Source organism: Flavobacterium sp. LMO6 (genome assembly GCF_009495795.1).
Lineage (GTDB): Bacteria > Bacteroidota > Bacteroidia > Flavobacteriales > Flavobacteriaceae > Flavobacterium.
In genome coordinates this window covers 528,087-540,199 of record NZ_WIBH01000001.1, presented here as the reverse complement: position 1 = coordinate 540,199, position 12,113 = coordinate 528,087, and the positions used below count along the sequence as shown (strand labels likewise).

The following is a 12,113-nucleotide window of genomic DNA, read 5'->3' as shown; positions in this document are numbered from 1 at the left end:
TTTGTAATTGAAATTTAATAGTTTGGTTTTTTTCTGTTTTGTTTTAAAACGCTCATTACTTTTTTAGCATTGAGGCGTTTTTCTTTTACAGCTCTTGGAATTTTAGTTTCCTTGCGTTCTTTAGAAACCAGTAAGTTATTTTCAATTAATTTGAAACATTTTTTAATTGCAATTTCTTTATTTTTTAATTGACTTCTGTCTTCTTGGCTTGTTATAATTAATATGCCTTCTTGAGTAAGTTTGGTAGCTATTTTAGTTTGAAGCAATTCTTTCTCTTCCTCTTTTAATCCTTTTGAATTGACTAAATCGAAAGTAAGCACCACTTTTGACGAAACTTTATTTACATTTTGCCCACCTGCACCACTGCTCCTTACTGCTTTAAATGAAAACTCAGATGCGATAATTGATTTATCCATTATCAGGTTGATGTGACGATTTTAATAAGTCATTTACTGTTTTAACCGGATTAAAAGTCTCTAAAGGCACCTCAACAAAAATTGTAGTCCATTTTGCCATAGCACCATTCCATAAACCAGGCAATTCGAATGCTTTTATAGATTTTCCGTCTTTTGTTTTTTCGGTAATAAATGCCGTTTTTGGATCTACAAATTGAGTTAAATCAAATTTATCCCCTTTATGATTTTTTACACCACAAACAATATCAACCGGATTAAAATGTGTAGCTCTTTTAGCAATTTTCTTTTGAGTTTTGTTGTTGGTATCTATTTGAGATGATTCAACTATTTGAAGCGTATATCGACCTTTTTCATCTTGCACCCAAAATGGCCCACCGCCAGGCTCACCTTCATTTTTTACCATTCCACAAACACGAATTGGTCGGTTTAACACTTTGATTAAATATTCAATTTTATAAGTTGTCTGAAAATAATTAAATTCCTCAGGCAACGGAAAAGCTGCTTTATTTTCGGCAAAATCTTTAATTTCAGTTATTTCATCTTCCGTTAAATTTCCGCTATACAACTTATTTAAATAATCAAAAATTTGATATTGCATTCTTAACAATACACCTCCTAATAATTTCTTGTAAAGTGTTATTACATCTGAATGATTTTGAGAAACATTATCTATATTTTTAATATAAATCACATCTGATTGCAATGCATTTAAATTTTCAATCAAAGCACCGTGTCCGCCAGGCCTAAAAAACAACGTATTATCATCTAAACGAAATGGCGTATTATCATCATTAACCGCTAAAGTATCTGACGATTGATCTTGATAAGAAAAGTTGATTTCATAATCAGAGAAAAGATTCGTTATTTTCTCAAATTCGAATTGAAATTCTTTATTTATCGTAAAGTGAATTTTAGTTTTATCATTTGAACTTTTAAAAAACTCTGCTTCAAAAATATTTTCTTCAATAGGAGTAACAATAGTATCGGCTTTAAAATGAAAAGGCAAAATTCCTTTAGGTTTTTGAGCATAATTTAAACCTTCTTCACTCAATAACGTTTTAATTAAAGCATAATGTCTTTTATCATTAGACAAGGAATAATAATCAGGAAATAAATCGAGTGTTCTCTTTTTTAATTCTCTGTAAAAAGGAAAGTTTTTTAATCCAAAAATAAATATAGAAACATCTTTTGCGTTTTTTTTGTTGATGTAACTATTAATAGTGTCATTTTCGGCATCAAATTCATTTAAAAACTCATTCAAAAACTTAAACATCCGAGTTGCTGCTCCCGAAGCAGGGACAAATTTCTCTATGGTATATTTATCTTTATGCTTATCAAAATAAGTTACAAACAAATTAATTTCGTTTTCTGAAAAACGCCAAATACCATCGCCAACGGTTGCCGATTTTACTAAATTAATTTTAGGAATTCCTTGTATAAAAAGAGCCAATTGTTGCTCTACTTTATCAATAGAATTGCCTCTTTCCTTTATATATTTTAAATCTGCTTCTGTAAAAATTTTCTCCATTCTATATAGCCTAAAATAGCAATAATTGTAAATAATAAAAATTGTATGCTTGAAAATGTTAGTCCCTTATAAAAATACAAAGGAACCGAAATAATATCAGCAACAATCCAAAGTAACCAGTTTTCAATTTTTCGTTTGGCCATGAGCCACATTCCTACAAAAAACAAAGCAGTTGTAAGCGTATCAACATAAGCTGTCCAATGGGTAAATTTATCAAAAAAAAAGTAAACTAAAGCAACAAAAAGTAAGGTTCCTGCAAAAATTATACTCGAAATCAAATAATCTTTTCGATTCATTACTGAAATTGGAAATTCAGTAGCTCCATTTTTTTTTCGGGTCCACAAATACCATCCTAAAATACTCATTACAGAATAATAAATATTAATGATAAAATCGCCAAATAATTTCAATTCTAATAAAATATACACATAAATCAGGGTACTTACTAAACCCGTTGGATAAACTAAAATATTATTTTTTCTCGCAAATAAAACACTTATTATTCCAAAAACTACAGCGGTTAATTCGAGAAAAATAAAAACATTCGAATAGTCTTTATATTGAGAAAATAAAAATTCTATCATATTGAAAAGAAATTATGATCGTTCTCAAAAGCAGTTCCAATTACTACCAAATCTGCCCCTGCCGAATAAATATCTTGAATAGTTGTCATTGAACGAATTCCGCCGCCCACAATCAAAGGAACATCAATATTCTGAGCTACATATTGAATCATTTCTAAAGAAACATGTTGGTTAGCACCACTTCCTGCTTCTAAATATATCAACTTTTTCCCAAGAAATTCGCCTGCTTTTGCGGTTTTATATGCCAATTCGATATTATCTTGTTCAATTGGTAACGTTTGACTTACACGTTGCACAGCAGTTTCTTTTCCTCCATCAATTAACAAATAACCTGTGGGAATAATCTCCAATTTAGATTGCACTAATATTTCAACTGAATTTATATGATGTTCAATTAAATATTCTGGATTTCTGCCTGAAAGTAAACTCAAAAATAAAATCCCATCAGCTTCATTTGAAATTTGCGAAGGATGGCCTGGAAAAATTAATACTGGTAATTGCGTAGTTGTTTTAATAACGGAAATCAATTCGTCTAAATGCGTTCCATTGAAAGTACTTCCACCCACAAAAATATGCGTGGCAGGCGATTTTTTAATTTTCTCACCCAACACCACCGCTTGTTCAATTGAAACCTTTTCGGGATCAATTAAAACAGCTAATAGCTTCTGACGATTCTTTTTGGCTTGAAGTATATTTGAATATAGATTTTGCATTTTATTTTTTTGGGAAAGCACACACAAATATATATGCTTCTACGTTATAAAAATGAATCTTGAACTTTTCTATTTGGTTATTAAAATGCAAATTAGCAGAACACTTTCCGTCTTTTAAATTAAATTCGTCTTCAAAAATATGTTCTGGAAAACTAATTCCAACTTCGTTTTTAATTTTAAATATTGATTCTTTTACACCCCAAATTACAGTAGCTTTTGCAATTTTATCTGGAGTAGAAAGATTTTCCAAATGCTTCATTTCTAAAAACCTAGGCGCAATTTTAAGCGTTTTTTCTTTGCATTTTTCCATATCGATTCCCATTAATTCGGTACTTATACAAATACACGAAAATTCATGAGAATGAGAAATGGAGATGTGTTTGGGTGATGGGTTTTCTTCAAGCTTCCAGTTTCCAGTTTCTGGCCTTAAATGCGGTTTTCCACTTTCATCATAATGTAAATCATAATCGGTGTAACCTAGATGTTGTAACAACATTCGCACGGCTAAAAAACCTCTTTGATGGGCTTCCGATTTCATTCCTTCTAAACGAAAAAGAGAGGTGTCTTTTAACGAAACTGCTCTAAATAATGAAGTTACGTCTTCGGTAATGTGCCAAAAGTACGCCGTTGTATTTTCGTTTATTTGTATGGTTTTATGTAATGGCATTTATATTTTGTTGTTTTTCAAATCATTAGAATATTAAACAATTCACAAAATACTTAAATTCTTTCAGAAAATAAAAACTTATTTTGTAATTTTGCGCCCTAATTAAGAATATACAAATATACATAATAGATGAGTACACAAACATTACCTTATGTAGCTTACAAAGTGAAAGACATTTCACTTGCAGCTTGGGGAAGAAAAGAGATTGAATTAGCTGAAGCAGAAATGCCAGGTTTAATGGCTTTAAGAGCAGAATATGGAGCAACTCAACCTTTAAAAGGGGCTAGAATTGCTGGATGTCTTCACATGACAATTCAAACTGCTGTTTTGATTGAAACTTTAATTGCTTTAGGTGCAGAGGTTACTTGGTCATCTTGTAATATTTTCTCAACTCAAGATCAAGCTGCTGCTGCAATTGCTGCTGCTGGAATTCAAGTATATGCTTGGAAAGGTTTAAATGAAGAAGATTTTGATTGGTGTATTGAGCAAACTTTATTCTTTGGTGAAGATAGAAAACCATTAAACATGATTTTGGATGATGGTGGAGATTTAACCAACATGGTTTTTGACCGTTACCCAGAATTAATTCCTGGAATCAATGGATTATCAGAAGAAACTACTACTGGAGTTCACCGTTTGTACGAAAGAATGAAAGCTGGAACATTACACATGCCCGCTATTAACGTTAACGATTCTGTTACTAAATCTAAATTTGACAACAAATACGGATGTAAGGAATCGGCTGTTGATGCTGTTAGAAGAGCGACAGACATCATGTTAGCTGGAAAAAGAGTGGTTGTTTGTGGATATGGTGATGTTGGAAAAGGAACTGCAGCTTCTTTTAGAGGTGCTGGTTCTATTGTAACCGTTACTGAAATTGATCCAATTTGTGCTTTACAAGCTGCAATGGACGGTTTTGAAGTTAAAAAATTAAACACTGTTGTTGGTAATGCCGACATTATTATTACAACTACTGGAAATAAAGACATCGTTTTAGGTTCTCACTTCGAGCAAATGAAAGACAAAACTATCGTTTGTAACATTGGCCACTTCGATAACGAAATTGATATGGCTTGGTTAAATAAAAACCATGGTGCATCTAAAATCGAAATTAAACCACAAGTAGATAAATATACTATCAACGGAAATGACATCATTATTTTAGCTGAAGGTCGTTTAGTAAACTTAGGTTGCGCTACAGGTCACCCAAGTTTTGTAATGAGTAATTCATTTACAAACCAAACGTTAGCTCAAATTGAATTGTGGACTAATATTTCTGCTTACAAAAACGAAGTGTACATGTTACCTAAACATTTAGATGAAAAAGTAGCTGCTTTACACTTAGCTAAATTAGGAGTTGAATTAGAAACTTTACGTCCAGACCAAGCCGAATATATTGGTGTAGAAGTACAAGGCCCATTCAAACCAGAATATTACAGATACTAGTTTTTAGTAAAAAGTGATTAGTAAATAGTCGCTTAAATATATAGAACCCTTGCATTCCGACCATTCGGAAATGTGAGGGTTTTTTATTTCATAAAAATTTAATTATCAACAAATTACAATACGACGTAACTTTTGGCGTTAAATTTGTACTAATCATCAATCATCAACCTGTCCGCCTTTGGTGGATCAAAATCAATCATCATGTTAAAACGTTTTTTTATGTTATGTTCGGGCGTAGATTCCGACGTAATTAATGGCTGTTCTAATGGCGAGCAAAACAAATATGCCGGAATTGGAGCAACCGTTTTCTTCACCGCCGTAATGGCTTTTATTGCTAGTTCATATGGGCTCTTTACTGTTTTCGATAATGCGATTATTGCAATAGCTTTCGGTTTAGTTTGGGGTTTACTAATTTTTAATTTGGACCGATTCATTGTTTCTACCATTAAAAAAAGAGATAGCTTTCTAGATGAATTCATTCAAGCTACTCCACGAATTGCTTTAGCGATAATTATTGCTATCGTAATTTCAAAACCTTTGGAAATTAAAATCTTTGAAAAAGAAATCAATACGGTTTTACTAAAAGAGAAAAATGAAATGATGTTGGCCAACAAAAAACAAGTAGCCAATTATTTTCAATCGGATTTAGATAAAAACAAAGCGCAAATTGATAGTTTAAAATCGGATATTCTTAAAAAAGAGAAAGAAGTAAACGATTTGTATTCAGTATATATTACCGAAGCCGAAGGAACTGCCGGAACTAAAAAATTAGGCAAAGGTCCGGTTTATGAAGAAAAACGCGAAAAACACGATGCTGCTTTGCAAGATTTAACGACATTAAAAGCTTCAAACCAAGTAAAAATAACCGATTTAGAAGCCAAATCAAAAACATTACAAGCCGATTTAGATAAAAAAGTAACCGAGACCCAACCTATTATTGAAGGATTCGACGGATTAATGGCTCGAATTAATGCATTGAACAAATTACCTTGGTTGCCTTCGTTTTTCATTATGTTATTGTTTTTAGCAATTGAAACTTCGCCCATTATTGCCAAATTATTAGCGCCAAAAAGCGAATACGATTTCAAACAAGAAGACAACGAAATGGGCATCAAAAACATGTTGGCTCAAAATCGTTACCAAAGCGAATTACAAAAACAAACTGATGCCGAAATTTACGATAAAGTCTATGCCGAAATTAAGGAAGATAAAGAACTGTACAACTACAAAAAGAAAAGTGCTATGGAATTGCTAAAACTTCAAGCTGATGGTTTTGTTGAGAAACAGAAGAAATCGATGTAGAGCTTAACCACAAAGTTCACCAAGATTTACACTAAGAACACAAAGAAAAACCCAACATATAATAAAATGTTGGGTTTTTCTTTACAAATAACTTTATGAACTTAAAGCTTAAAACTATGGCAAATAAGAATAACCGTTTCTACTTTTCCAAAGAAAATATTTTTCTAAAATCACTTTATTAAAATCATAGATTACATTTGGAATCATGATGGCAAAAGTTCTTGGTTTGAATAGACTTGTTGATAATAACAAAACTTCTTTTTTACCAGCATCCATTACACATAATCCTGGAATTCTTCCCCAAGCTTTTTCTTTAAGTTGGGTTTTACCTTCAGTAACTCTGATGATGTTTTCAGCCACTATTTTTCCGGTTTCATCACTTGGATAACCCGTTTTTGGAGAAGCAAAAGGCACTTTTCCTGGTGTAAATGGTAGCGGAACATTAACAGCAATTCCGGCTGCCCAAACATTTGGATAATCTACGTGTTGGTAACTGTCTTTAACTGGAATATAGCCTGTTGGTGTAGCATGTAATTCAGGAGAATTGGTTACAAATTCAACACCAATAAATGGTGGCATTAACATAGAGAATTTGAAAGGCAATTCTTCACCATTTGTCAATTTGATTTTTTCTTCGGTAATTTCTTCAACTCCAACTTGTGTTTTATAATGAATATTAAACATACTCATGAACGATTTTAGCATGGTTTCGCCCATTGGCATTCCATCGATTCCAAAATGTCCTAAATAATCTTCAGGTGTAATCCAATATAAATCTACTTTTTTACGAATATTTTGTTCGCGAAGCCATTTTTCTACATTAAAAAGAAACTCATAAGCCGCGCCCATACAACCTGCATTTTGAGTCGCGCCGATTACAATTGGGCCCGGATTTTTCTTAAATTCTTCCAAAGCAGTTCTTGCTTTCATCGCTCCGTTTGGCGTTCCAATATAATGCGTATGTTCTGCAACTCCTGGCGCTACATCGTATTTTACTCTAGGTCCTGTTGCTACTACTAAATGGTCGTATTTATAATCGCCTTTATCTGTAGTAACTATTTGGTTTTTTACATCAACTTTTAAAGCTTCTGCATTTACAAAATCCACTCCTTTTTTAGCTAAAATGGTGTCTTTTCTAAAAGAAATATCTTTGATATCTCGTCTTCCAAAAGGCACCCAAATTAATGATGGGATGAACAAAAACAATGGTGATTTATCAATTAAAATAACTTTATGTTGGTCTTTACCTTTTCTCTTTATTTCTAGGGCTGCAGTCATACCTGCAAAACTTCCTCCTATTACTACTGTTGTTTTCATTTTGTTTTAGTTTTATAATGTAAAGTTACCTAATAATCAAAACATTATCTGTTACAAAAGTTACACAAACAAAAAAGCCTGAAACGACAATTTCAGGCTTTAAATAGTATTTCTATTTTATTATAGATATTTCAAAATCTCCGATTTCAATCGGTCATATTCTCCTTGAAGAATTAATCCATTATCTAATAATTTTTTATAGTTCTGAAGTTTTGCAAACAATTCGTCTTGAGATAAATTTGCCAATCCAATATCGTTATTATGAGTAATTGGAGCTTCAATTTCTGTGTCGCGAATTACATCATTTGGAGTTGGTATAATTTCAGCATAATTAGTTACTTCCTCTGTTGGAGTTTCCTCAATAGCTTCTTCTTGAACTAGAGTTTCCGCTTTAACTTCTTCTATAATTGGAGTTGTTATTTTCGGATTTTTCAACAAATCCAATTGCTCTTTCGCGTAAGTGTATAATTTTCGAGCTTGATTTTTTGGTAAATAATCAACCGTGTGTGTTAAATCTGAATTAGTTGTAAAGGTAAAATCTGCTCCTAAAATACCTTCTTTTACAAATGAACCTGCAATATCATCCCAATCGTAATCAATGAATTCCATTGACAATCCTAAATTTTTAGGTTTACATAAAATGATACGTTTGTTTGTCACCACAATGCTATCTGGGAAAATTGTCACTGCTGGTTTTTTCTGAACGGCAATGTAACCTATTTCTTCGTTCGACATTAAAAGATTCTCCAATTTAGCCGTTATTTTCTCAATAGCTTTTGGATCTTGATCTTCGTTTAATATTTTCTTTAAGTTGTCTATCATGATAGTTACTTTGAATTTTCTTTTAATGGCACAAAAGTAATGCCTAATTTTCTAATTCTTGAATTTCTTGTTGGACTTTTTTCGTTAAACTTTTGAAAACAAGTTCGTAGGAATGATTAATCAATTCGCACATCATTTTATCGGAAACATCGCCATGAAATCGAACGGTATTCCAATGTATTTTACTCATGTGATAACCGGGTTCAATCGCTTCATATTCTGCTCGAAGTTCCAAAGCGCGTTCTGGATCACATTTTAAATTTAACGATGGTGTTCCTTTTTCCCATTCGGATAATGAGGTTAGGCAAAACATTTTTCCTCCTACTTTAAATACCAAAGTATCTTCGTCAAACGGAAAATGTTCGGTGACGCCTTTTTTAGATTGACAGAATTCGTAGAGTTGTTGAATATCCATTTTTGAGTGATTAGTGAAAAGTAATTAGTGATTAGTTTTTTCTAAAGGAGTTTTAAATCTCATGTATTTGTATGAATAATCACTATCTGTTCGAAGTTTATAACCATTTTTCTTTACTTCTATAATGATGAATGCGCTTTTAGTAATTCTAATTTCATAAAAACCGTTTTTGTCAGATTTCAAGTTATAGCTATCTTCTCCAAGGTATTCACTAAAATTTGAAATCCCATAATCACTTTCATAACGATGATTTTTTATTTTAATTATAGCATTCTGAATGGGTTTATTTGTTTCTTTATCAAAAACATAACCAGATAAAAGAACATTTTTGGTGTCAGTAGCTGAATAAAACCAAAATGCTAAATACATCAAGAATAAAATTAAAATAGAGCCTAATATTATCAAAACCTTTTTCATAAAAACTCCTTACTCCAAACTATACAAAACTGGTTTACACGGACTTGCATCATTCTCAAACGAAGCGAATTGTAAATTCAAAATATAACTTCCGTCTTGAACTTCTTCATTAACATAAATCATCTCCGTAATTGTACAATTAAAACGAGCATCTTCATTTACTTGATTCACGTCTTTTACATTCCAAAATGCTTTGTGTGACAATAGTTTTCCTTCGTCGTGTTCTTTATCAACACTTGGCAAATCGATTAGTAAATGTTGGATGCCTTTTTCTCTGATAAAAATGGCTGCAGCTTCTTCCAAATAAGGCGGATTTGTATTGGAATAATTTAAATGTTTTTTACTTTCTAGATTGGGTAATGTTCTTATGATAATTGCTTCTATTGAGGCGTTATTTGTCTTATTTAGCACAGTTGAGATATGTTCTTTCGTAATAACTAAATCTTCTCCAACCTTTTGTGGTTCTACAGAAATCAATTCCGCTGTAAAGAAAAACTGCTTCAAACATTGATTAATACTATAAAAATCTTTAGTAATATGACCTAAACATTCAGTGTGCGTTCCATGCGCATGCGGGTTGAAGAAAATATTATTAAAATTCGTAGACGATTTCCCTTCCGAAACTTTTCCTATCCATTCCGAAGTATCGGAACCCATTCTCACGGGTTGAATTTTGGGAATATCTTGATACCACGCAATTGGGTTTTGTTCGTTATTTGTTAATGGAATAGAAATATCAATTGGTTTTGATAAATCGATTTGTAGTGATAAATTATTGTGAGTGATTATTGTTTTCAAAGCAATTATTGATTAAATTTACAATGATATTCAGATTTTAAAGATAGACAAAATGAAGAAATTTTTCGTGATTTTATCGCTTTTATCCACTTTTTGTTTGTTTTCTCAAACTAAAGTCGATACTATTCAACCGATTTTAGAACCAATTAATATTAATGCAAATTTGAATACACGCAACTATGTCTTTGGATTCAATCAACTCAACTTTTACACAAAAAATGATTTTTCTGTGTATAACAGAGCCACGATGATGAATGATAATTTTTCGGTTTATAAAGGGCAATTTGAATATAAAAATTCTATTTTCATTCCTGAAAACACGATATATAATTCTAAAATCGACTCTTTTAATCCAAATGGAGTTAGTGATTTTGGCAGCGCTTTATTAACTGGTGTTTTGAATTTAACATTGAGCTTGTTTAACACTAAATAAAATATTACTTATTTAATAAAAACAAATCACTTGCAATTCCGTCACTCAAAAACTTACCTTTTTTAGTGGTTTTTAAAATAGTCTCGACTTCGCTCGACTTGACACACTCTAATAATTCTTGTTCAAAATGTTTTTTGGATTGCATTAATAAGTAATCTAAATAGGTTTTTCCAAATTCTTTCTCAATTCTTTCTAACGAAACACCCCAAATCGTTCGCAAACCCGTCATAATATATTCATTGTAACGGTCGGTTTTTGTTAAGGTTTCAATTTCAATAGGTAATTTATTTTCTTGAATCGATTTAATATACAACGAATTATTCGAAACATTCCAACCTCTATTTTTTCCATCATAACTGTGTGCCGAAGGTCCAATTCCGATGTATTTTTTACCCAACCAATAGCTCGAATTGTTTTTTGATAAATAATTTTCTTTCCCAAAATTCGATAATTCGTAATGAATGAATCCGTTTTCTGAAAGTTTATCGACCAAAATTTGAAAATGCTCTTGAGCTACTTCGTCATCTGGTGACGGAATGATTCCTTTTTGAATGAACGAATGCAAAGCGGTTTTAGGTTCCACCGTTAACGCATAACTCGAAATATGCGGCACACCAAAAGACAAAGCGGTTTCAATATTTTGCAACCATTTTTCATTACTCATTTCTGGAACTCCATAAATCAAATCGATAGAAATATTATCAAAATATTGTGTGGCAATTTCTAAACATTTCTTGGCTTCTTCCACATTGTGCGCGCGATTCATTAACTTTAAATCATCTTCAAAAAACGATTGAATTCCGATAGATAATCGGTTGACGCCAATTGTTTGGAGTTCTTCAAAAATGGTTCTCGACTCCGCTCGAACTGACAAATCTACTTCCTTGTCATATTGAGCGAAGTCGAAATTTAAATCATCTGGATTGGCTTCTACCGTAATTTCAGGGTTTTCAACTACTTTGTAATTTTTATAAACTGCATCAATCAAAAATTTTAAATCTGAAATTTCTAAAATACTCGGCGTTCCACCACCAAAATAAATCGTTTCCACCATCTCATCTTGAAACTCCCTTTTACGCATTTCAATTTCTTTAGCCAATGCCAAAACCATTTCATCTTTCTTCTTCAAATTAGTAGAAAAATGAAAATCGCAATAGTGACAAGCCTGTTTGCAAAAAGGTATGTGGATGTATATACCAGACATTTTATTAGTATTCAGTCGCAGTCGCAGTTTGCAGTACTGAGACTGAAAACT

Annotated in this window: 14 protein-coding genes; 3 read left to right on the top strand and 11 right to left on the bottom strand. The window is 31.9% G+C overall.

What is annotated here, in order from left to right; translation table 11 throughout:
* Positions 1 to 14: 14 nt before the first annotated feature.
* From arfB to GFJ99_RS02435, 5 genes are read right to left on the bottom strand one after another with little or no spacing between them, the layout of a single operon-like run.
* Positions 15 to 416: an alternative ribosome rescue aminoacyl-tRNA hydrolase ArfB gene (gene arfB, locus GFJ99_RS02455; RefSeq protein ID WP_153207391.1), complete on the bottom strand. Its 402-nt coding sequence runs from the start codon at positions 414 to 416 to the stop codon at positions 15 to 17.
* Positions 409 to 1,944, bottom strand: a complete 1,536-nt coding sequence (locus GFJ99_RS02450; RefSeq protein WP_153207390.1) for a DUF4301 family protein — start codon at positions 1,942 to 1,944, stop codon at positions 409 to 411. Before GFJ99_RS02450 ends, arfB begins: the two co-directional genes overlap by 8 nt.
* The gene (pnuC, locus tag GFJ99_RS02445; protein WP_153207389.1) at positions 1,914 to 2,528 is read right to left on the bottom strand and encodes a nicotinamide riboside transporter PnuC; all 615 of its coding nucleotides are present in this window, start codon (positions 2,526 to 2,528) and stop codon (positions 1,914 to 1,916) included. The genes GFJ99_RS02450 and pnuC overlap by 31 nt, the downstream gene beginning before the upstream one ends.
* Positions 2,525 to 3,241 (bottom strand): geranylgeranylglyceryl/heptaprenylglyceryl phosphate synthase, encoded by a 717-nt coding sequence (locus tag GFJ99_RS02440; protein WP_153207388.1) that lies wholly within the window; start codon positions 3,239 to 3,241, stop codon positions 2,525 to 2,527. The genes pnuC and GFJ99_RS02440 overlap by 4 nt, the downstream gene beginning before the upstream one ends.
* Position 3,242: 1 nt before the next feature.
* Positions 3,243 to 3,908: a 4'-phosphopantetheinyl transferase superfamily protein gene (locus tag GFJ99_RS02435; RefSeq protein ID WP_153207387.1), complete on the bottom strand. Its 666-nt coding sequence runs from the start codon at positions 3,906 to 3,908 to the stop codon at positions 3,243 to 3,245.
* A 129-nt stretch (positions 3,909 to 4,037) separates the two neighbouring features.
* On the opposite strand from GFJ99_RS02435, the gene ahcY reads away from it, so the two are divergent.
* Complete coding sequence (gene ahcY, locus GFJ99_RS02430; RefSeq protein ID WP_153207386.1) at positions 4,038 to 5,354, top strand: adenosylhomocysteinase; 1,317 nt, start codon at positions 4,038 to 4,040, stop codon at positions 5,352 to 5,354.
* A gap of 201 nt (positions 5,355 to 5,555) precedes the next feature.
* Entirely contained in the window at positions 5,556 to 6,656 is a 1,101-nt protein-coding gene (locus GFJ99_RS02425) for a DUF4407 domain-containing protein (RefSeq protein ID WP_153207385.1), read from the top strand.
* 114 nt (positions 6,657 to 6,770) lie between these two features.
* Here the strand turns inward: GFJ99_RS02425 and GFJ99_RS02420 are convergent, their stop codons facing one another.
* From GFJ99_RS02420 to GFJ99_RS02400, 5 genes are all read right to left on the bottom strand, one after another.
* Positions 6,771 to 7,973 carry an NAD(P)/FAD-dependent oxidoreductase gene (locus tag GFJ99_RS02420; protein WP_153207384.1) on the bottom strand — a complete coding sequence of 401 codons (1,203 nt, stop codon included), beginning with the start codon at positions 7,971 to 7,973 and terminating at the stop codon, positions 6,771 to 6,773.
* Between the two features lie 120 nt (positions 7,974 to 8,093).
* A complete protein-coding gene (locus tag GFJ99_RS02415; protein WP_153207383.1) occupies positions 8,094 to 8,795 on the bottom strand; it encodes a PH domain-containing protein in 702 nt (233 codons plus the stop codon).
* Positions 8,796 to 8,838: 43 nt separating this feature from the next.
* Positions 8,839 to 9,210, bottom strand: coding sequence for an MmcQ/YjbR family DNA-binding protein (locus GFJ99_RS02410; RefSeq protein ID WP_153207382.1), 372 nt, complete (start codon positions 9,208 to 9,210; stop codon positions 8,839 to 8,841).
* 24 nt (positions 9,211 to 9,234) lie between these two features.
* Entirely contained in the window at positions 9,235 to 9,579 is a 345-nt protein-coding gene (locus GFJ99_RS02405) for a hypothetical protein (protein ID WP_153207381.1), read from the bottom strand.
* Between the two features lie 57 nt (positions 9,580 to 9,636).
* The gene (locus tag GFJ99_RS02400) at positions 9,637 to 10,425 is read right to left on the bottom strand and encodes a cyclase family protein (protein ID WP_153207380.1); all 789 of its coding nucleotides are present in this window, start codon (positions 10,423 to 10,425) and stop codon (positions 9,637 to 9,639) included.
* A 52-nt stretch (positions 10,426 to 10,477) separates the two neighbouring features.
* On the opposite strand from GFJ99_RS02400, the gene GFJ99_RS02395 reads away from it, so the two are divergent.
* Positions 10,478 to 10,858: a hypothetical protein gene (locus GFJ99_RS02395; protein WP_008255964.1), complete on the top strand. Its 381-nt coding sequence runs from the start codon at positions 10,478 to 10,480 to the stop codon at positions 10,856 to 10,858.
* A gap of 4 nt (positions 10,859 to 10,862) precedes the next feature.
* Here GFJ99_RS02395 and hemW read toward each other — a convergent pair whose 3' ends face one another.
* Positions 10,863 to 12,062 (bottom strand): radical SAM family heme chaperone HemW, encoded by a 1,200-nt coding sequence (gene hemW, locus GFJ99_RS02390; protein WP_153207379.1) that lies wholly within the window; start codon positions 12,060 to 12,062, stop codon positions 10,863 to 10,865.
* Between the last annotated feature and the right edge of the window lie 51 nt (positions 12,063 to 12,113).

Excerpts from the sequence above, each read along its gene's own strand:
- GFJ99_RS02395 (WP_008255964.1), top strand. The coding sequence starts at position 10,478 with ATGAAGAAATTTTTCGTGATTTTATCGCTTTTATCCACTTTTTGTTTG.
- pnuC (WP_153207389.1), bottom strand. The coding sequence starts at position 2,528 with ATGATAGAATTTTTATTTTCTCAATATAAAGACTATTCGAATGTTTTT.
- GFJ99_RS02425 (WP_153207385.1), top strand. The coding sequence starts at position 5,556 with ATGTTAAAACGTTTTTTTATGTTATGTTCGGGCGTAGATTCCGACGTA.
- GFJ99_RS02420 (WP_153207384.1), bottom strand. The coding sequence starts at position 7,973 with ATGAAAACAACAGTAGTAATAGGAGGAAGTTTTGCAGGTATGACTGCA.
- GFJ99_RS02410 (WP_153207382.1), bottom strand. The coding sequence starts at position 9,210 with ATGGATATTCAACAACTCTACGAATTCTGTCAATCTAAAAAAGGCGTC.
- GFJ99_RS02450 (WP_153207390.1), bottom strand. The coding sequence starts at position 1,944 with ATGGAGAAAATTTTTACAGAAGCAGATTTAAAATATATAAAGGAAAGA.
- arfB (WP_153207391.1), bottom strand. The coding sequence starts at position 416 with ATGGATAAATCAATTATCGCATCTGAGTTTTCATTTAAAGCAGTAAGG.
- hemW (WP_153207379.1), bottom strand. The coding sequence starts at position 12,062 with ATGTCTGGTATATACATCCACATACCTTTTTGCAAACAGGCTTGTCAC.
- GFJ99_RS02405 (WP_153207381.1), bottom strand. The coding sequence starts at position 9,579 with ATGTATTTAGCATTTTGGTTTTATTCAGCTACTGACACCAAAAATGTT.
- ahcY (WP_153207386.1), top strand. The coding sequence starts at position 4,038 with ATGAGTACACAAACATTACCTTATGTAGCTTACAAAGTGAAAGACATT.
- GFJ99_RS02440 (WP_153207388.1), bottom strand. The coding sequence starts at position 3,241 with ATGCAAAATCTATATTCAAATATACTTCAAGCCAAAAAGAATCGTCAG.
- GFJ99_RS02415 (WP_153207383.1), bottom strand. The coding sequence starts at position 8,795 with ATGATAGACAACTTAAAGAAAATATTAAACGAAGATCAAGATCCAAAA.
- GFJ99_RS02435 (WP_153207387.1), bottom strand. The coding sequence starts at position 3,908 with ATGCCATTACATAAAACCATACAAATAAACGAAAATACAACGGCGTAC.